Origin of the sequence: Embleya sp. NPDC050154 (genome assembly GCF_044460165.1) — a bacterium.
In the GTDB taxonomy this organism is placed as follows: domain Bacteria; phylum Actinomycetota; class Actinomycetes; order Streptomycetales; family Streptomycetaceae; genus Embleya.
On sequence record NZ_JBITJP010000008.1, the window covers coordinates 256,823 to 276,146 of the forward strand.

Here is a 19,324-nt window from a genome sequence, read left to right on the forward strand (position 1 = left end):
CGGGCCGCGCACCGGGTCCGGCCGGTCCTCCCGGGGCGAAGATCGATTCCCGTACGGAGAAAGGCCGTTCCTGTCCGATTCGAACCCGTGGCAAGCGGTCGCGGGCACGATATGGTTCCGGGCCGTAGAGGGGGCGGGTCGCCCACCGGGGGCGGGCCGATGTGCGCCGGCGACAGCCGTGGCAGCGGCGGAGCGGGATGTGTCCTGAGATGACCGAGAGATCCGGCTGCCCGTACGCGGCCTTGACCGGCCCGCGCTTCGAGACCGACCCGGCCGGCCTGTACCGGGAACTGCGCGAACGGCACGGTCCCGTCGCACCGGTCGTGCTCGAGGGCGACGTGCGCGCGTGGCTGGTCCTGGGCTATCACGAGGTGCTGGCCGTGCTGCGCGATCCGGTCCTGTTCTCGCACGACTCGCGGTTGTGGCGCGACCGGATCAAGGGCCTGGTCCCGGACGACTGGCCGCTGGCGCCGATGGTCGAGTATCGCCCGTCGGTCCTGTGCGCCGACGGGGCCGAGCATCGAAGGCGCAGCACGGCCGTCGCGCACAGCCTGGGCCGGGTCGACCGACGGGCCCTGCGGGGCGAGATCGAGCACATGGCCGACTCGCTGATCGACACGTTCGTCACCCGGGGCGAGGCCGACCTGCTCACCGAGTACGCGCAACGGCTGCCCCTGTTGGCGATGGGCCGGATGGTCGGCATGCCCGCCCCGGACGGACCGCACCTGGTCCGGGCGATCAACGGGATGTTCGACGGCGGTCCGGACGCGCTCGCGCATCAACTGGCCTTCCACACGATGATCACCGACCTGGTCGCGGCCAAGCGCTCCGCGCCGGGCGCGGACGTCACGTCCTGGCTGATCGCGCACCCGGCCGGGCTGACCGACGCCGAGGTGATCGAGGACCTGCTCGTGATCACCCCGACCGAGCCCACCGCCAACTGGATCGGCAACGCGCTGCGCATCCTGCTGACCGACCACGACCTGCACGCGTCCCTCACCGGCGGCCGGCACACCACCGACGAAGCGCTGGACGAGGTGTTGTGGCAGGACCCGCCGATGCAGAACGCGGCCGGTCGCTGGGCCACCGAGGACACCGTGCTCGGCGGCACCGTGATCCGCGGCGGCGACTTCCTGGTGCTGGGCATCGCGGCCGCGAACGCCGACCCGGCCGTGCGCACCGCCGGCACCGAACTCACGGGCAACCGCGCGCACTTGGCCTGGGGCGGCGGGCCGCACATGTGTCCCGCGCGAGACCACGCCCGGCTGATCGCCAAGACCGCCGTGGACACGCTGCTCGACCGGCTGCCCGATCTGCGCCTGGCCGTCCGCCCGGACAGGCTCACCTGGCGATCCTCCCCCTGGATCCGCGCCCTCGCCGCGCTGCCGGTCGCCTTCACGCCCGACCGACCGATCCACGGCGGTGCCCCCTGGCCGGCACCCGCCGCCCACCCCGACCCGACCCCCGAGCCGGCTCCCGCACCCATCCCCGCGCCGCCGATGCCCGAGCCCGTACCCGCACCACCCGTGCGGCAGGACCCGGTCCCCGCCCCGGCGCCGGTCGCGTCCACCGCGTGGTGGTCCCCGGCGAGGTGGCGCCGCGGCCGGTGAGCCGACCGGCGCACGACCGGCGTCCGCCGTCCGACGCTCCCTCCCGGCCCGCACCGTCTAGGGTCGAAGGCCGGAGGTGTGCTCTCATGACGTTGACCTACGACGTGGTGGTGATCGGCGGCGGGATCGTCGGCCTGGCCACCGCGTACGCGATCACCGAACGCGACCCCGGACGCACCGTCGCCGTAGTCGAGAAGGAGACCTCGTGGGCGGCCCACCAGACCGGCCGCAACTCGGGGGTGATCCACTCCGGCCTCTACTACCGCCCGGGCAGCCTCAAGGCACGGTTCGCCGTCGAGGGCGCCCGCCGGATGACGGACTTCTGCGCCCGACACGACATCGCACACGACGTCACCGGCAAGCTCGTGGTCGCCACCAGCGTGCACGAACTCCCGCGCCTGCGCGCGCTGTACGAGCGCGGCCTGGCGAACGGCGTGCCGGTCACCGAACTGGGCACCGAGCAGGTCCGCGAACGCGAGCCGCACATCCTGTCCGTCGGCGGCCTGCACGTGGCCTCCACGGGCATCGTGGACTACGCCGACGTGTGTCGGACCCTGGTCGCGCTGCTGCACGAACGCGGTGTCGCGCTGCGCACCGGCGCGGGCGTGGTCGACCTGGCCGTGCATCCGGACGAGGTGGTCGTCCAGACCCGGCTCGGCGAGCTGCGCGGGCGAATCCTGGTCAACTGCGCGGGCCTGTACAGCGACCGGATCGCGGCACTGGCGGGCGATCCGCCGCCGGTGCGGATCGTGCCGTTCCGTGGCGAATACCACGAACTGGTGCCCTCACGACGCGGGTTGGTGCGCGGGCTGGTCTACCCGGTGCCCGATCCGGCCTTCCCGTTCCTGGGCGTGCACCTGACCCGGGGCATCCACGGCGACGTGCACGTGGGTCCCAACGCGGTCCTGGCGCTGCGTCGCGAAGGCTACTCGTGGGCCCGGATCGCGCCGCGCGAGTTGGCCGAGACCCTGGCCTACCCGGGCATGTGGCACATCGCGCGCCGACACTGGCGCTACGGCGCGGGCGAGTTGCTGCGCTCGGTGGCCAAGCCCGCGATGGTGCGCGAGGTGCAGCGGCTGCTGCCCGAGGTCACCGCGAACGACCTGGTCCGGGCCCCGGCTGGAGTGCGTGCCCAGGCGGTGCGACCCAACGGCGATCTGGTCGACGACTTCCTGATCACCGGCGGCCCGCGCACGATCCACGTGCTGAACGCGCCCTCGCCCGCCGCGACCGCTTCGCTGCCGATCGGGGACGAGATCGCCACCCGGGTCGACGAACGCCTGGGCGCACTCGCCGGCCGCTGACCCCGGCCCGGGTCGAGTGCGCGGAAGGTCCGGGTGCGCTCGCCTGCCGCCGACCCGGCACGAGATCATGGGCGCGGGCCTGCGATCGGGGGACTGTTGTGGCCGTGAAATCCGCCTTGCCGCGGATCCTGTTCGTGGGTGCCGCGTTCGTGCTGGGCGTAATGGGCGTGCTGCTCGGCGGCTACCCGCCGGCGCACGCGGACGCCCCGGGGGCCCGATTGGTGATCTCCCCGGGCGGGCCGCTGCGCCCGGGCGACGTGGTGACGCTTCGGGGCACCGGGCACACCGGCTGTGCCACCGGGCGGGTCGACGTGATCGGGTACGACGCGCGACTGCGCACGAACGTGATGGGCGCCGACCGGCTGATCGCGGCGGACGTCCCGATCGACCCGGCACGGGATCACGGCTTCACCGTGCGCTTCACCCTGGACCCGCCGATCTACACCGGCGATCAGGGCTTCCGCACGGTGTGCACGAACCGGGGCTCGGTGATCCACCCCGCGCCGATGGCCCAGGCCACGTTCGCCTATCCGGAGAGCGAACCCGGCAATCCGAACGGCTTCCCGGCCCCGGGTCCGCCGCCGGCGACCCTGGCGAGCCGGCGACTGGTGGTCGAGCCGGCCGAGGCCGTGCCCGAGGCGCCGGTCACCGTGTGGACCGATCTGCGCTGCGGCCCGGCCTACGCGACGCACAGCGGCGCGCTCTTCTGGGACGGTCGCTTCGTCACCACGTTCCACGCCCCGGCCGAGTACGAGGGGCCCCGGGCACTGCGGGTACGCATCCCGCAGACGCCCGTGCGCGGCGGACACAAGTTCACCGTGTCCTGCCTGGCCGGCCGGGAAGGTTTCGGCGTCGTCGACGCGGACACCGTCCTGGGCGCCGAACTCGCGGTCGCACCCGCCACGTTCACCCTCTCCACGACCCGGGCCGGGGGCGGCGACCGGATCCGGGCGAGCGGAACCGGCTTCACCGGCTGCGCCGCACGGCTGGACGGCGCGCCGGCCGAGGTGGCGATCCGCCGAGGCGACCGGGAGCTGGCCCGGGTGCCGGTCGGCCCGGACGGCCGGGTGGAGGGCGAGCTGACCGTGCCCGCGGGGCTGCCCGAGGGACCGGCCGAGCTCACCGCGGCGTGCGCCACCGAGCGCCTGGACGGCAGCGTCCGGCTCGCGCTCACCGTGCTGCCGACCCGAAGCCCGGCCGAGGCCGCGGCGGAGGCGGGCCGACCCACCGACCGCGCCGACTCCGCGCGCCGCCTGCCCTCCCCCGACGATCTGCTCGATCATCCCGCGCCCCTGGCGGCGGCCGGTGTCGGCACAGCGCTCGCGCTCCCGCTGATCGGCTTCGCGGCCGAGTTGTTCAACAAGACCGTCGAGGAGAACCGGCTGCGGATCCGTCGCCGGCTACGGCCCGGCGCGGCCCGCCCGCGCTCGATGCCCCGAGCGCCCCGGCTCCAGGTACTCGCCTTCGTCGCGCTGTCCGCGCTCGGCACCGTCGCGGTCGAACCGAACGTCGCCCTGGACACCGGCACGTACACGCTCGCGCTGTCCCTGCTGATCGCGATCCCGCTCACCGTGCTCGCCTACTCCGGCGTGGCCGAGGCGTACCGCCGACGCGTCTCGCGGATCCGCGCCTTCCCGCACCTGGTCCCCGGCGCCCTGGTGGTCGCACTGCTCCTGGGGATCGGGTCCCGGCTCGGGCAGCTGGTGCCGGGCTACCTCTACGGGCTGTTCCTGGCCTTCACGCACGCCGGGCTGCGCCGGTTGTCCGTGCGCGAGGACGGGCGGGCCGGCGCGTTGGGCGCGTGGGCGCTCGCCGGGCTCGGCATGAGCGCGTGGGTGTGGCGGATCCCGGTCGAGCACGTACTGGCCGACGACGAGACGCCGGCCTTCGGCTGGGTACTGGCCGAGAACGTGCTCACCCAGACCTACGTCGCCGCGGTGATCGGCCTGGTCTTCGGCCTGCTGCCGATCCGCTTCCTGGACGGGCACCTGCTGTGGCGCTGGAGCCGCCGGGGCTGGGCGGCGGTGTACGCCGTCGCGGTGTTCCTGTTCCTGCTCACCCTGCTCGACCCGACCGGCGTGAGCACGGGCGCGAGCCGGGAGATGTGGCTGCGCGCGGTGTGGTTGTTCGGCGCCTTCCTGATCGCGTCCGTGGCGTTCTGGGCGGTGTTCCGGTTGCGCCCGGGACCGCCGCCGGGTCCACCGGGGCAGCGCCCCGCGCCGATCGCGTCGACGGTGCCCGGGCCCACGGGCGCGCCGCCGCCGATGCCCGGTGTTCCCCCGACGATCGGCCGATCGTAGGTTCGGCCGTAAAATCCTTGTCTTATGTCCCCTCTTCCCGGCGCCTCGACCGCCTCCGGCGTCCCGATCACCGATCGACCGATCCGACACCTCGCGACCGTGCGCAGCTTCACCCCCCGGCGGGGGCGGGTCACGCTCGCCCAGCGCGACGCGCTGGACCGGCTGTGGGAGCGGTGGGGATTCGACGTCGCGGACCGGCGGCTGGACCTGGGCGAGTTGTTCGGCGACGACCGTCCGGTGGTGCTGGAGGTCGGCTTCGGCATGGGCGAGACCACCGCGGCGATGGCCGAGGCCGATCCGGGCACCAACGTGCTCGCCATCGACGTGCACACCCCGGGCCAGGGCAGCCTGTTGCACGACGCCGAGCGCCGGGGACTGACGAACATACGGGTGGCCAACGGCGACGCGATCGAACTGCTCCGGGACATGTTGCCGCCGGCCTGCCTGGCGGGCATCCGGGTCTTCTTCTCCGACCCGTGGCCCAAGACCCGCCACCACAAGCGCCGGCTGATCCAGCCCGGCTTCGCCGCGCTCGCCGCGTCACGGCTGGTCCCGGGCGGGACGCTGCACTGCGCGACGGACTGGGCGCACTACGCGCAATGGATGCTCGACGTGCTCTGCGCCGAGCCCGAACTGGTCAACACCGTCGACGGCTACGCACCCCGGCCGAGTTGGCGACCGGTCACCCGCTTCGAACAGCAGGGGCTGGACAAGGGCCACGAGGTCGCGGATCTGCTGTTCCGCCGCCGCTGATCCGGCTCTCGGCCCGAGGCGACCACGCCCGAGGCGCGCCGGCCCGGCCCGATCTCGGCAAGGCACCCATACCGACCAAGTCACAGCCAAGCGAGAGAGGGGCGCCGCGGCACCGCGCGGCGTTATCGTCACCCCATATGGACGCTGAGCGAGGACCCGACGCGCCGGCCGGTCCGGTCCCCCCGGACCGGGCCGCTTACGAGTTCGCCCTGTACCGGCCCGGGCCCACGGAGAAGTCGGGGCTGCGCGCGCTCGCCGCGAACCAGACCGCCCGAATATCCGTGCTCGTCCTCGCGTTGCTCGGCTGCGCGGTCACCGTCGCGGTCATGCTCGGCGACACCATCGGCGCGCAGGGACTGCTGGTCGGCGCGCTGCTGGCGCTGGTGCCCGCCCCGCTGGTGGTGAGCGCGATCGTGTGGCTGGGCCGGGTCCGGCCGATGCCGTGGAAGAGCCTGCTCTTCGCGTTCGCGTGGGGCTCGTGCGCGGGCGCGCTGGTGGCGCTGCTCGCGAACAGTTGGTCGTTCGACAAGCTGATGGACCTCAAGGGTGAAGAGGACGCCGAGCTGCTCGGACTGACCATCGTGGCGCCGGTGGTCGAGGAATGCGTCAAGGGACTCGCGGTCCTGCTGCTGTTCGTGACCATCCGGAGCAGCTTCAAAGGCGTGTTGGACGGGCTGATCCCAGCCGCGGTCAGCGCGGCGGGCTTCGCGTTCACCGAGAACATCCTGTACTTCGGCCGCGAGTTCGCGGCGAGCGAGGACAGCGGCAACGGTCTGGGCACCACGTGGGGGACCTTCATCGCGCGCGGCATCATGTCGCCGTTCGCCCATCCCCTGTTCACCTCGATGATCGGCCTCGGCTTCGGCCTCTCGCTGTTGGCCCGGTCCCGCCAGGCACGGATCCTGCTCCCGCTCGGCGGGTACCTGTGCGCGGTCGGCCTGCACGCGGCCTGGAACGGCTCGGCCAGCCAGGGTCTGGCCTTCCTCGGGGTGTACTTCCTGGTCATGATGCCGATCCTGGGCGCGCTCGTCTGGTACGCGGTGATCGTGCGCCGCGATCAGTTGCGGGCGGTCGAGGACGAGTTGCCGGGGTATGTCGCGGCGGGCTGGTTCCGGCCGCACGAGCCGCTGCTGCTGTCCTCGATGGCGGACCGCTCGCGGGCGCTGCGGACCGCGCGGACCACACTGGGCCCGGCCGGCGTGGCGCGGCTGCGCGCGTATCAGGCGGACGCGACGCTGCTCGCCGAGCTGCGCCGGCGCGCGGGCCGGTCGCGCCGCGGGCCGACGCCGGAGTATCCGCAACAGGAACGGGAGTTGCTGAACCGGCTGTGGGCCGCGAAGCCGAGCCTGGGACACGTGATCGACCACACCATGCCCTCGCCGCGCTGGCGCTACATCAAGCCGCCGCCCGGGTGGGGCCCGCCGGGGCCGATGCGGTACGGGCCGCCGGGCGTGGCGCCGTACGGACTTCCGGCCGGAACGGCCCCGTACGGGGCGCCGATCGGCTGGGGGCCGCCGGCGGGAACGGCGCCGTTCGGACCGCCGCCGCCCGGGTGGGTGCCGCCGGCTCGGCATCCGGCCGCGCACCCCGCCTGGGGACCCGCGCCGTCGTACGGCGCCCCGGTGCCGTGGCAACCGCCCCGGCACGCGGCCGACGGCGCCCGGGCCGAGCCGACCGGGCCGCCCGGCTCGCCGTGGGGTCCGCCACAGGCGTCGGCCGACGATGCCGTGCCCGCCCGGACCGGGCCGCCGGGCCCGCCCATCTGGTACGCCCGCCCCGGCGACGCCCCGCACCCGCCGCCCGACGGCCCGCCGTACGGGGAGCGCCGGGAGGCGTAGCCGGCCCGGGTCGACCGCGTGCGACCATGGCCGGGTGCATATCTCGACCACCTACGTCCCGACCGAGGCCGATATCGCGGAGGGCGTGCTCGCCTTTCGGCGCGGGCTCTTCCGGGGTCTGTTCGGGGCCGGGGCGGTGCTCTCGGTGCTGGGCGTCGTCCTGGTGACGAAGGCGCTGCTGTCCGGTACGACCGTGTTGTGGCCGCTCGCGTTCGTGGGTTTCGGCCTGGCGATGCTCGCGCTGCGGTTCTGGGCACCGATCCAGGCGGCGCGCCAGAACAAGCACATGCACGGGGTGCCGTGCGAGGTCACCTTGACCGACGAGGAGTTCGTGACCACGCTCGGCGGCAGCCGCAGCGCCACCGAGTGGGACACCTTCCGCAAGGTGCGCTCGGTGGACGCGCAATGGATCTTCGAGTTCGGTCCCACCCAGGCGATGACCATTCCCCGCCGGGTCTTTTCGGACGCCGAGAACCTCGAACTGGAGACGTTTATCCACAGCCGGAGCCGGGCAGCCCGCTGATCTTCCACAAGGAAGATCCACATCCTGTGGAAAACCTGTGGGCAAAGGCTTTCAGTACGGCCCGGCTGCTCGAAATGGCGAGAATCAATACCGATTCGACCTGATCGGGCGCGTTTATCCTGCCATGCGAGCATCATTGGCCTTCATCCGTTCCGCATTTCCCGCATTCATCACAAAGGCGACCCCTCGCGGGATCGCCTTCGGGTGCCTCCGGTCGCCCACGCACACCCGGCGGGGCATGCGCGAGCCGTTCCTCAGTGGGTACGCACCGACTCGGTCGACCCGTCGGCCGCGGCGCGCACGTGGCCGGACGTACGGGACATGCGGGACGCGAGTCCCGAAGGGGTGCCCGCCGACGCGCTGCACACGGCGAACGCGGCCGCCGGGCGGCTCTCCGGGCAGGCGCGCGACCGCGGGGTTCCCACCCCGGTCGCAACGGGTAGTCGGGTGCGGTGCGGGGGCACCGACTCCACTTCCGAGCGAAGGACGGCGACATGAGTGACGAGCGGATTCCCGTGGACGAGATCCCCGAGGGCGACCGACCGCGGATGGACCTGCGCAGCGGCGCGGAGACGCCCGTCGACCCCGAGGACCTGGTGCTCGCGGAGGGCAAGGACCTGACCGAGAAGAACATCGAGGAGGCCCGGCGGCGGCTGGCCGAGCTGGGTGCCGCCGCGGTGGAGCGCATCGTCCCCTGACCGCTCGCGGCTCGCGCGGCGCGGCGCCGATCGGGGTGCCGCGCCCCGTGCCGGGCGCGACGAAGCGGGCCCGCGGGTGGGGCGGGCGACGTGGGGGCGATCGCGCGGCGGGGGCCGCTCCGGCGCCGGGTCAGCGCCCGGTGCGCCGCCGGGGGCGCATCTCGACCGGTCGTACCTGGTAGACGCCCCGGTCCCGGTCCCGCTGCTCCTCGGCCACCTGGAGCGCGATCAGGATCTCCAGCGCGCTCCACGCCATGCCGAGCATGCCCAGGCCGACGAACAACATCGCCCACACCCAGAACCACGTGTGCGCCCAGACGCCGAGCAGCGCCACCATCGCCGCGACGATGGTGAGCGCCAGGAGCACACCGGTACGCGCCGCCGCGTTTCTCGCGCCGTCCGGAAGCCTGTCGCGCGCCATGGCCGACCTTCCCACCGCCGAGTAGGCAGTCTGCCGCCGAGTATCCGGTTGCTCCTCGCCTGCCCCGTCATCCCCGGACGGAACCCGATCGGTCCCCTTCGTCCGAGGATCGATGGAACTCCCGCCAGGTGTCCCAGATGGCCGGCACCGTGCCCGAGCCGTAGGAACGCTCGGGCCAGTTCGCCGGCGGCAGCCCCACGGGGTTGGCGCCGACGTTCGCGCCGTACCACAGGTCGTGTCGCCGGCGGGCGAAGTACCAGGTGCCGTCCCGCCGTTCGTACACGTCGCGGTAGAGGATCGCCTGGTGCAACCAGCGCGGCCCCTCCTGGATCTCGGCCTTGCAGTACACGTGCCCGGTCGCGTGATCCGCGTCCGACAGGTCGATCACGTGTGTGCCGACATTGAGGATGCTCACCCCCAGCGGGGCCAGTTGGGCCGCGAACGACGCCCGCAGCGCGGTGCGCCCGGACTCCTGCCGACTCACCCGCACATCGGGCACGAACAGCGCGCACAGCGCGTCCAGGTCCCGACTGTCCAGAGCCAGCGCGTAACGCGCGGCGAGTTGACGGATGTCTTCGTAGGCCAGCAGCCGTTGCACGTCGTCCATACCCGACACCTTGTCAGGCCGGGGGACGACCGATCTCCTGCGGGTTGTACACGACCTCCACATAGGACCAGCGGCCCTCGCCCGCGTAGTGCAGCACCACGTTGACGTCCAGGCTGCCGACGGGCCCCTCGGCGCGTACCACCGTCGAGACCCGATTGCCGTCGATGATCCGCAGCCGGATCGGGTAGCGCGTGAACGGCGAGCGGCGCACACCGTCGCGGATGTACGCGCTCAACGCGTGCCGGCCCTCGACGAAGCCGATCACGTGGTCGCGCACCCGCACCTCGTCGGTGAACACCGCCGCCACCGGCGCCCATTCGCCGCCCGCCGAGGCCGAGGTCAGTCGCACGGTGAAGTCGCCGAAGGCGCGCTCGATCTCCTCGCGCGGGGTCGGCACCGGCATCGGCTCCGGCGCCCAGCCGACGATGCCGCGCAATTCGGCTCCGTCGTGCCCGGCGGCCGGCCCGCCCGCCGCGTGCCAGCGCGCGATCATCGCGTCGGCGTCGTCGCCGTTGCGGAACTCGCCCACCGTCTCGAAGCGATCGCCGTCGCCGAGCCGGCGCACGATCTCGGTCCCGGGCACCGTGTACCTGGTGGCGCCGCCGGTGGGATCCGGCAGGTTGTGCCAGACGTAGCGGCAGACCAGGTCGCCGTCGACCATCGTCCACTCGGTGAATCGGCACACCCGGTCGCCCACATCGCCCGCGCCCGGCCCGCCCCGTGCGAGTGCCGCCGCCACCTCGTCCCGGCTGCCGCCCATCGTGCCTCCCCGCATTCGTCCGGCGAGCCTGGGCGCACGGAGAGATCCGGGCGCTGCCTGCCGCCTCCGGTGCGCGTGATCCTGCCCGCGCCCCGCCGGGAAGTCCAGCCCTCGCCCGATCGACGAAACGGAACCGTCGCCGGCTGGTATACGTATTACCGGTCGCAACAAGCCGGCCGGGCTCCGAGCGAGCACGCCACCAAGACGAAAACGAAGCGGAGGGGACGCGAGTGATCCGGTACAGGGTCCGGGTGGACTTCTACCAGGACGTCCCACCGGACCGTCCCCCGACGGGGTACGTGGGCTCGTTGCTCTCGGGCGACTTCGCCGGGCCCGCCCTGCCGCGCGGCGGCGACTCGGTCTCGGCGATCCCGCTGGGGGGCGCGCACATAGGGCCGTGGACCGGCGGACCGTACATGATGGTCCACCGGGTCGAGCACCACCCCGTCCCGGTGGACGGCGAGGGCCACATAGTCCAGTGGTGGGAGCAGTATCCCCAGCCCTCGGTGCATGTGGTCGTCAACGCCGAGTGGCCGGACACCGAGGAGTCCGAGCACGAGTTGATGAACCTCTACGAGGAGCAGAGCTGGAGCTCCTTCCCGGCCGGACCGGAGAACCCGTTCCTGCCGGTGGCCGCGGCGGCCGACTTCTAGCCCACCGCGTCCCGCCGGACGTGACGGGCTACACCTTGGGTTTCTTGTAGCTCGTCACGTCCACGGACGCCAGGATCTTGTTCAGGTCCGCGTCGTACTCGCGGGACAGGCCCGCCGTGGAGAACGAGATCATCGACTGCGGCAACCACCACAACTGGGGCTGGAACGAGTCGCCGCTCTTGCAGGTCACGCTGTACGACGCGTACTCGTACTTCAGGCTGCCCTTGCCCGGCTCGGCGTACTTCTTCCCGTCCGTCTTGCTGGTCGGTGCCACCGCGTCGTCGGCCCGGGTCACGCAGGTCGCCTTCGCACCCAAGGTCCAGTTCGCCTGATTTTTGAAGTCGATCTTGCGCTGGTCGTTCTTGCCGACCCAGATCCGCAGCCCGGCACGCTCGCACGTGGTGCGCAGCGCGGCCGGCGTCGCGGTCGGCAGTACGCACACCTCGGTGTCGCTGACCTGCTTGAGCTCCCAGGTGACGGGCACCGCGAACTTCATCCCCTGGATGTCCTGGGTGAAGCCGCCGGGTTTACCGGTGAGTTTGGGCGCCTCGGCGGACGGGCTCGGGTTCGCCTTCGGCTTGGTCTTGTCCCCGTCGTCGCCGCGCAACGCGAACACCGCGCCGACGGCGATCGCGACCACCGCCACCGCGGCGCCGGCCACGATGACCACCCGCTTGCGGCCCGCACCGCCGCCGGCCGCGCCCTGCCGGGCCGCGGCCCGCCCGGTGGGCGGCGGGGTGTCCGCGCCGCGGCCGGCCGGGGGCGGGGTGAACGCGCCACTGGCGGGCGCCTGATGCTGATGGGTGCCGTGCGCCTGGCCGGCGGTGCCGAACTGGCCCGACGGCGCGCCGTACTGGCCGGATGGGGCACCGTACTGGCCGGAGGGAGCGCCGTACTGGCCGGAGGGCTGCGAGGGGATTCCGTGCGCGCCCGAGGTCGGCGTGTCGCGATACAGCGGCGGTTGCGTCGGGGAGGCGCCGTACGGGTCGTGCGAGGGCCCGCCGTGCGCGGGCGGTGGCGGCACGCTGGGTGCCCCGAAGGCGGCGGTGCCGCCCGAACGCGCGGGACCGCGCGGCGGCTCGTACACCCGAGGCTGCGGCGTCTGCGGCGTCTGCGGCGTCTGCTGCTGCTGGTTCTGCTGGACCTGCCACGGGCCGCCGGACGCGGGCGTGGTCCACAACTGCCCGATCAGCGACGTCGCGTCCGCGACCGGGTCGAGCGAGGGCGCCGCGGCGGTGCCGAGCGCGCCACGCCACACATGGGTGACCGAGGCCAGCAACTCGCGGGCGTGCGGCCGGTAGTGCGGTTCCTTGTCGGCCGCGCGCTTGACGATCAGGCGCAACGCGTCCGGCACACCGGACAGGTCGGCCTCCTCCTGGAGCACGCGGAGCGCGACCACCTCGGGCGCGCCGGTACCGAACGGGATCACCCCGGTGGCCGCGTAGGTGATCAGCATCGCCCACGCGTACACGTCGGCGGCGGGCGTGCTGTCGTGGCCCTTGAAGCGCTCGGGGCTCATCCACGCGGGCGAGCCGATCATCATGCCGGTGCGGGTGAGTCCGCTGTCCTCCATCGAGCGCGCGATGCCCAGGTCGAGCACGCGCGGTCCGGCGGGCGAGCAGATGATGTTCTGCGGTTTCAGGTCGCGGTGGATCACGTCGGCGTCGTGCAGCGCCACGAGCGCCTCGGCGAGCCCGGCCGCGAGGCCCATCAGCTCGTCGCCGCGCATCGGGCCGCCCTGGTTGACCCGCACGTCCAGGGTCGGGCCCGGGACGTATTCGGTCGCGAACCACGGTGTCTCGGCGTCCACATCGGCGTCGAGCACCGGTGTCGTACACGTGCCCTTGATCGCGCGCAGCAGGTTGACCTCGCGCGTGAACCGGGCCCGGAACTCCGGGTCGTCGGCGTACTGCGCGTGCACGACCTTGACCGCGACGCGGCGTTCGTAGCCGTCCAGGCCCGCGTACACCGCGCCCATTCCACCCGCGCCGAGTCTGCCCGTGATCCGGAACGGTCCGATGTGTTGTGGGTCTCCCGGACGCAACGGACGTATCTCGGCGCCGCCCTCGGCCGTCATGGACGTGCCTCCCGTGTTGGTTCGCCGGCCCGCGGCTGCGGCCGTACCGGGATGGAATCCTCTCATCCGGTCTTGTGACCTCCCCAGGGCACCGGCTGGTTCCCCGTTCGGGCGAAAAGGCTCGCCTTACCCGAGGGGTCGCGTGATAGGCCAGCGGTTGCGCCGGGTGTGCCAACGCCCCGGCGCGGGACGACGGTTCGCGTGTCGGCCGGCGCGGCCACCGGGTCGCACCGCCGCGGAAGGCCGTCGTTCGGCACCGCTTCGAGGTATCGCCGCATCGCACCGCTTCCACGACCGAAGGGCCGAATGTGAAGATCGTCGTCGACTTCGACAAGTGCAAGAGCAACGCACTCTGCATGGCCGAGGCACCCGAGGTGTTCGAGGTCCGGGATGACAACTTCCTCTACATCCTGAACGAGAACCCGGGTGAAGGGTTGCGGCCGCAGGTGGAGGAGGCGGCTCGGCTCTGTCCGACCCGAGCCATCTCGATCCAGGATTGACCCGCGGCCGGCCCGGGGTGGCGGGTAGGACCTCAACCCGCCCCGGGTCGGCCCGAGTCGCCGGGGCCGGACGACGGATCGTCGGAGCGGGCCCTGGTCGACTGCCACCGCTCACGTGCGCCCAGAGCGCCCTGGACCACCGCGCCGGACGCGCCCCGAGCACCTTGGGCCACCCTGCCGGACGCTTCTCGCGCGCCCTGGGCCATCGCCGCCGAAGCGTTGCGGGTGGCCGACCAACCCCGGGCGAGCAGCTTGACGTTGACCACCACGGTGCCGGCGGTCCGGTCGTGCCACGTGCGCCGGCGCGGGCCGAGCACGGCCAGCGGATCCAAAAAGCCGATCAGGGTGATCAGCGCGAACAGGCCCGCCATGCTCCACTGGCGCAGCGCGATCTCGTACCAGGTGAGCAGCAGCGCGGCCCACGGCACCACCACGGCCACCAGGGTGCGCCGGGCCGATCGCCACCCGCCGACCGGCACCCTGCCGCGCACCGCCTGCGCTGACGTGCCCACCGGCACCACCTTCGCGCCCACCATGATCTTGCCCAGCGTGCGGCCGAACCTGGCGTGCATGAACCAGTCGTAGACGGTGGGCACCAGCAGGTGCGCCAGGATCAGCAGAAGCAGCAGGGTCTTGGTGGTGCCCCACAGCCCGTCCACGGCTTCCAGCGGCGCGCGTTGGGCTTCGCCGGCACGACCGAACACGACGTCCAGGAACGCGTCGCGAACCACCTTCGTGGGCAGGTCGGTGGCCTTGGTCTGGAGGTAGTGGTAGGCCAGGAACCACAGTGGCAGCACCAGCGCGGTGGTGAGCAGGTAGTCGGTGGTGCGGGCGATCAGGCGCATGGTCCGCGACGCGAGCGGGAGTTCGCCGGAGTCGGTCGGGCTCGCGGCCGGTGCCGGTGCCGGTGGCGGCGGCGGCGGCCGGGTCGGGTCGAAGTGCGCGGCGGGCGGCCCGGGCAGCGGCGGTTGCCCCTGATCGGGGATCAGGGGTGCTGCGGTCACGGGCGGTTGGTGCCAGGACAGGTGTGGGTCACCGTCGACGGATGGTTGCTCCCCGTACGGCGACCCGGGCCCGCGTGGAGGCTGGGGGATCGTCATGACCGGGACGGTATCGCGTAGATCGTCCCTTGCGCCGAGGGACGGTGGATCGGGTCGGGGGCGTGTCGGGGTCGGGGGCGTACCCGGACCGGGAGGCCGTTTCGGGTCGGGAAGCCGTCCGCTCAGCTCTTGAGTTCGCCCAGGGTCGCTTCCACGGTGGCCTGGCCGCCGGCGCCGGCGCGGACCAGGCTCACCGTGGCCTTGTCGCCCGGTCGTTTGCCGCCCAGTGCCTCGGACAGGCTCGCGACGTCGGTGATCGGCTGGTCGTCGATCGAGGTGATCACGTCGCCCTGCCGGATGCCCGCCGCCTGGGCGGCGCCGCCCTCCTGGACGGAGACGACGCCGACGCCGGCGGCCCGCCCGTTGGAGCCCGCCACGGTGCGCACGGTGACACCCAGCGCGGCCTTGCCGGAGTTGTCGACCTTGCCGTTCCGGATGATCTGGTCGGCGATCGATTTGACCGTGTTGGCCGGGATCGCGAAGCCGATGCCGGGCGCCGCGCCGCCGTTGCTCTCCGGGTCGGTCGCGGCCAGGGTCGGGATGCCGATCACCTGGCTGTCCAGATCGACCAGCGCACCGCCGCTGTTGCCCGGGTTGATCGCCGCCGAGGTCTGGATCGCGCTGGAGATGGTCGCACCGGTCGAGCCGGTGCTCTGCGGTTCGCTGACGGTGCGCCCGACGGCCGAGACGATGCCCTCGGTGACGCTGGAGTCCAGGCCGAGCGGGTTACCCATCGCCATGGTGATCTGGCCGACCTGGAGCTTGGCGGAGTCGGCGAACCTGGCGGGCTTGAGGTCGCCGGGCGGGTTGTCCAGGCGGATCACCGCGAGGTCGTCGGGGGCGAACGCGGCGACCAGCTTGGCGGTGACCGGCTTGCTCGCGTTCGGGAGGGTGACCTCGAAGGTGGTGGCCTGACCGACCACGTGGGCGTTCGTGACGATGTTGCCCTTGTCGTCGTAGACGACGCCCGAGCCGAGCCCGGTCTGCGTGGTGATCTGGACCACCGAAGGCAGCACGTTGCGTACGACCTCCTGGTACTTCGCCTGGAGGTCGTTCGCGAGCGCGTTGCTCGGCGCGGCCGAACCCGAGGCGACGTTGCCGCCGGCGGTGGCGCCGTCCTGGGACGAGTCCTTCTTCGACCCGTCGTCGTCGCTGCACGCGCCCAGCCCGCCCAGGGCGATCACGGCGGCCGTCAGCGCGACCGTGACCCGTCGCCGCGTCGTCCTGCCCACGATGTCTCCCTCGGGTTCGGCGGCTGTCGCCGGCGACGGCCCGGATACCGATAGCGGGGCCGGTCCCCCGAGCATTCTTCGTACTAACCCCAGGATCGGACTTTTCACCGTCCCGCCGAGGCGGTGCCCCTTTCGCCATGTGCTTGTTCGTGTCAAGTTGGCCCCTCGGATCGACCCGTGATCACGGAACGACGCCGCAGGGCCGGAGAGGGTGGGCACGCACATGCTGACGCTTCAGGAGATCTCGGACCGGATGGAGATCCAGGACCTGATGGTCCGTTACTCGCACGCCGTGGACACCGGCGATTGGGACGCCCTGGACACGGTCTTCACCACCGACGCCCTGATCGACTACTCGGCGATGGGCGGCTCCAAGGGCGGCCTGAAGGAGACGAAGGAGTTCCTGGCCTCGGTGATGCCGGGCTTCGGCGCCTACCAGCACCTGATATCGAACTCGTCGATCACCGTCGACGGCGACACCGCCACGGGCCGCACGATGTGTCACAACCCGATGGTCTTCAAGGGCGAGGACGACGAGACGCCGGGCCCGGTGATGTTCTGCGGTCTGTGGTACATCGACACGTTCACGCGCGTGGCCGGCGAGTGGCGGATCTCCTCGCGCAGCGAGGAGAAGTCCTACATGTACGTGGCACCCACGGCGTAGCGAGGGCGGAAAATCCGCCGAACCGACCGGTGGGGTCGCGATAGCTTCGAACCATGATCCGCGAAGCCACCGCAGCAGACGTCCCCGCCATCCACACCCTCGTCCGCGAACTCGCCGACTACGAGAAGTTGCTGCACGAGGTCAAGTCGACGCAGGCCCAACTGCACACGGCCCTCTTCGGCCCGAACCCGGCGGCCTTCGCACACGTCGCCGAGGACGAGGAAAGCGGCGAGGTGGTCGGCTACGCCCTGTGGTTCACGACGTTCTCGACCTGGGAGGGCGTACCGGGCATCTATCTCGAGGACCTGTACGTCCGCCCCCAGGCCCGCGGCGGCGGCCACGGCACGGCGCTCCTCAAGCGCCTCGCCGCCATATGCGTCTCCCGCGGCTACGCGCGCCTCCAGTGGGCGGTCCTGGACTGGAACGAGCCCAGTATCGGCTTCTACGACTCCCTGGGCGCCCTCCCCGAACGCGAATGGCTCGGCTACCGCCTCACCGGCAACCCCTTGGCCCGCCTCGCCGAACGCTGACCCGACGCCCTCGGCACAGGCCACGTCCCCGCACCCGTTTTATGCAGCAACGCGGGTAGCCCTTGCCCCGGCTCGTCGCCATCTCCTAGCGTCCCCATAGGTAGTCGAACGAACACGGAGGGCGAAACATGAAGCTGTCGCGCGTCGCGGGCGGGAATCCGGAATGTCGGTCGAACGACTGCCCGACTGTCTTCACCACCGACCTGAACGGCACGATCGCCGTTCAAGGCTTCCTCGTGGATCACCGAACGCCCGAGGGGGAGGCAGTCGTCTCGCTGCCGGAAGAGGTGCTCCGGGAGGCCGCGCGTGCACTTGGCTGGTGAGCGCTGGACCGCGTTCTTCGACTCGTTCGCACACGAAGCGTTCAGACTGGAGACGCTGTCCGTATATTCCATGGTCGACGAAGAGCAGGAATACTCCGATTTCCTGGCCACCGGCCGTCTGGTTCTTCCCGAAGATGATCCGTGGCTTTTGAAGCTCGCCCACTACCGGAGGGGTGGCCGCCGGATTCGACGGGTCCACGTCGTCACACCGCCCCTGTCCAATTATCTTCGATACGAGTTCGCGGCGTATCGCTACAACGTCGCGGCCGGTGAAGACGTCAGAATTCTCGACACGACGCGCCTTCAGGACGTCCCGTCACTGCCTTCGGATTTCTGGATGCTCGACGACTCGAAAGTCGTAGAGATGCGATACGACGAACACGGCGCTCAGATCGCTCGCATTCTGCTGGAGTCTCCGGATCTCGCCTGGTATCGCCGGGCGAAGGAAACGGCAATCGCCCTGTCCGTCCCCCTCTCGGAATATCTCCCGGATTGACCTTCGACCCGCGCCAGGCGGGCCGGGACCGACTGCGCCTGGCCTCGGCCCTGCGTGCCCTGCGGAACGCAAGCGGTCTCTCCGGCGAGCGCTTGGCCGTTCGATGCGCCATGTCGCAGAGCAAGATCTCCCGGATCGAATCCGGACGGACTCTGCCGTCCATCCTCGACGTGCGGCAGATACTGGAAGCCCTCGACGTGGATACCGCAACCGCAGACGAGATCACCCGCCTGGCGGAAGTTGCCAATACCGAGTACGAAGACGTCCGCACGTCGGTCCGGCGTGGTCTCCATCACCGCCAACGCGAGCTGGCGGCGCTCGAGGCCGGCGCCGATCACATCCGACATTTCCTGCCGGTGATGATCACGGGCCTGCTCCAGACGCCGGAGTACATGCGGCAGGCCCTGGCACCGGCCGTCGACCCCGCGGCCGGTGACACGGCACGGATGATGGCCATAAAGCTCGAACGACAATCGGTACTGCATGATCGTCGGAAACGATTCGACTTCCTTTTGACGGAGTCGGCGATCCGCTGGCAACTGTGCCAAGCATCGGCAATGGCGCTACAACTGGATCACCTTGTTGCCGTATCGAGACTCCCACAGGTCCACGTGCATATATTACCGCTCTGTCGCCGACTGGCGGATGCTCCGTTCAATACGTTCGTCGTCTATGGCGACCACCTGGTGACTGTCGAGTTGTTCAGCGGACAACTGGTCTTCCGTGACCCGAAGGACGTCTCATATCACCGAAGCCTGTTCGAGTACTTCACCGGTCTCGCGCTTTCCGGTGACGAGGCGCGGGCGGAAATCGAATCCTGGGCCGCATCCTTCCGGACGCAATCGATGCAGGAACGTGACTGAAATTGGACATCCGACAGCAGGCCCGAGTATCCATGGAAAGCGACTTCGAACTTTATCGAGGAGATATCCATG

20 protein-coding genes are annotated in these 19,324 nt (G+C 71.5%); 14 read left to right on the forward strand and 6 right to left on the reverse strand.

Annotated elements, in window-relative coordinates; genetic code table 11:
* Positions 1-209 precede the first annotated feature (209 nt).
* The 7 genes from ACIBSV_RS19385 (at position 210) to ACIBSV_RS19415 (ending at position 9,026) form a co-directional block, all read left to right on the forward strand.
* A complete protein-coding gene (locus tag ACIBSV_RS19385) occupies positions 210-1,610 on the forward strand; it encodes a cytochrome P450 (protein WP_395864498.1) in 1,401 nt (466 codons plus the stop codon).
* Between the two features lie 86 nt (positions 1,611-1,696).
* Entirely contained in the window at positions 1,697-2,914 is a 1,218-nt protein-coding gene (lhgO, locus tag ACIBSV_RS19390) for an L-2-hydroxyglutarate oxidase (RefSeq protein WP_395864500.1), read from the forward strand.
* 104 nt (positions 2,915-3,018) lie between these two features.
* Complete coding sequence (locus ACIBSV_RS19395; protein WP_395864501.1) at positions 3,019-5,214, forward strand: FGLLP motif-containing membrane protein; 2,196 nt, start codon at positions 3,019-3,021, stop codon at positions 5,212-5,214.
* Between the two features lie 24 nt (positions 5,215-5,238).
* Positions 5,239-5,967, forward strand: coding sequence for a tRNA (guanosine(46)-N7)-methyltransferase TrmB (gene trmB / locus ACIBSV_RS19400; protein WP_395864503.1), 729 nt, complete (start codon positions 5,239-5,241; stop codon positions 5,965-5,967).
* 137 nt (positions 5,968-6,104) lie between these two features.
* Positions 6,105-7,805, forward strand: a complete 1,701-nt coding sequence (locus ACIBSV_RS19405) for a PrsW family glutamic-type intramembrane protease (RefSeq protein WP_395864505.1) — start codon at positions 6,105-6,107, stop codon at positions 7,803-7,805.
* A 34-nt stretch (positions 7,806-7,839) separates the two neighbouring features.
* The gene (locus ACIBSV_RS19410) at positions 7,840-8,328 is read left to right on the forward strand and encodes a YcxB family protein (protein WP_395864507.1); all 489 of its coding nucleotides are present in this window, start codon (positions 7,840-7,842) and stop codon (positions 8,326-8,328) included.
* 494 nt (positions 8,329-8,822) lie between these two features.
* On the forward strand, positions 8,823-9,026 hold the full coding sequence (locus ACIBSV_RS19415; RefSeq protein ID WP_395864509.1) for a hypothetical protein: 204 nt from the start codon (positions 8,823-8,825) through the stop codon (positions 9,024-9,026).
* 130 nt (positions 9,027-9,156) lie between these two features.
* Here the strand turns inward: ACIBSV_RS19415 and ACIBSV_RS19420 are convergent, their stop codons facing one another.
* The 3 genes from ACIBSV_RS19420 to ACIBSV_RS19430 all read right to left on the reverse strand — a co-directional run bounded on the left by ACIBSV_RS19420 (position 9,157) and on the right by ACIBSV_RS19430 (position 10,814).
* Entirely contained in the window at positions 9,157-9,447 is a 291-nt protein-coding gene (locus tag ACIBSV_RS19420) for a hypothetical protein (protein WP_395864511.1), read from the reverse strand.
* Between the two features lie 67 nt (positions 9,448-9,514).
* Positions 9,515-10,054, reverse strand: a complete 540-nt coding sequence (locus tag ACIBSV_RS19425; protein WP_395864512.1) for a nuclear transport factor 2 family protein — start codon at positions 10,052-10,054, stop codon at positions 9,515-9,517.
* A gap of 13 nt (positions 10,055-10,067) precedes the next feature.
* On the reverse strand, positions 10,068-10,814 hold the full coding sequence (locus tag ACIBSV_RS19430) for a nuclear transport factor 2 family protein (RefSeq protein WP_395864514.1): 747 nt from the start codon (positions 10,812-10,814) through the stop codon (positions 10,068-10,070).
* Between the two features lie 230 nt (positions 10,815-11,044).
* Between ACIBSV_RS19430 and ACIBSV_RS19435 the strand changes: the two genes are divergently transcribed.
* Positions 11,045-11,467 (forward strand): hypothetical protein, encoded by a 423-nt coding sequence (locus tag ACIBSV_RS19435; protein WP_395864516.1) that lies wholly within the window; start codon positions 11,045-11,047, stop codon positions 11,465-11,467.
* Positions 11,468-11,495: 28 nt separating this feature from the next.
* Here the strand turns inward: ACIBSV_RS19435 and ACIBSV_RS19440 are convergent, their stop codons facing one another.
* On the reverse strand, positions 11,496-13,544 hold the full coding sequence (locus ACIBSV_RS19440) for a serine/threonine protein kinase (protein WP_395864518.1): 2,049 nt from the start codon (positions 13,542-13,544) through the stop codon (positions 11,496-11,498).
* Positions 13,545-13,852: 308 nt separating this feature from the next.
* Between ACIBSV_RS19440 and ACIBSV_RS19445 the strand changes: the two genes are divergently transcribed.
* Positions 13,853-14,044, forward strand: coding sequence for a ferredoxin (locus tag ACIBSV_RS19445; RefSeq protein ID WP_395864520.1), 192 nt, complete (start codon positions 13,853-13,855; stop codon positions 14,042-14,044).
* 32 nt (positions 14,045-14,076) lie between these two features.
* Here ACIBSV_RS19445 and ACIBSV_RS19450 read toward each other — a convergent pair whose 3' ends face one another.
* Positions 14,077-15,048, reverse strand: coding sequence for an RDD family protein (locus ACIBSV_RS19450; RefSeq protein WP_395864522.1), 972 nt, complete (start codon positions 15,046-15,048; stop codon positions 14,077-14,079).
* Between the two features lie 218 nt (positions 15,049-15,266).
* Positions 15,267-16,376 (reverse strand): S1C family serine protease, encoded by a 1,110-nt coding sequence (locus ACIBSV_RS19455; protein WP_395864524.1) that lies wholly within the window; start codon positions 16,374-16,376, stop codon positions 15,267-15,269.
* Positions 16,377-16,599: 223 nt separating this feature from the next.
* On the opposite strand from ACIBSV_RS19455, the gene ACIBSV_RS19460 reads away from it, so the two are divergent.
* The 5 genes from ACIBSV_RS19460 to ACIBSV_RS19480 all read left to right on the forward strand — a co-directional run bounded on the left by ACIBSV_RS19460 (position 16,600) and on the right by ACIBSV_RS19480 (position 19,252).
* A complete protein-coding gene (locus tag ACIBSV_RS19460) occupies positions 16,600-17,040 on the forward strand; it encodes a nuclear transport factor 2 family protein (protein WP_395864526.1) in 441 nt (146 codons plus the stop codon).
* 53 nt (positions 17,041-17,093) lie between these two features.
* A complete protein-coding gene (locus tag ACIBSV_RS19465) occupies positions 17,094-17,570 on the forward strand; it encodes a GNAT family N-acetyltransferase (RefSeq protein WP_395864528.1) in 477 nt (158 codons plus the stop codon).
* A gap of 128 nt (positions 17,571-17,698) precedes the next feature.
* Positions 17,699-17,893, forward strand: coding sequence for a hypothetical protein (locus ACIBSV_RS19470; RefSeq protein ID WP_395864530.1), 195 nt, complete (start codon positions 17,699-17,701; stop codon positions 17,891-17,893).
* Positions 17,877-18,389 carry a DUF6879 family protein gene (locus tag ACIBSV_RS19475; RefSeq protein ID WP_395864532.1) on the forward strand — a complete coding sequence of 171 codons (513 nt, stop codon included), beginning with the start codon at positions 17,877-17,879 and terminating at the stop codon, positions 18,387-18,389. The genes ACIBSV_RS19470 and ACIBSV_RS19475 overlap by 17 nt, the downstream gene beginning before the upstream one ends.
* Positions 18,386-19,252: a helix-turn-helix domain-containing protein gene (locus ACIBSV_RS19480; RefSeq protein ID WP_395864533.1), complete on the forward strand. Its 867-nt coding sequence runs from the start codon at positions 18,386-18,388 to the stop codon at positions 19,250-19,252. Before ACIBSV_RS19475 ends, ACIBSV_RS19480 begins: the two co-directional genes overlap by 4 nt.
* Positions 19,253-19,324: the final 72 nt, after the last annotated feature.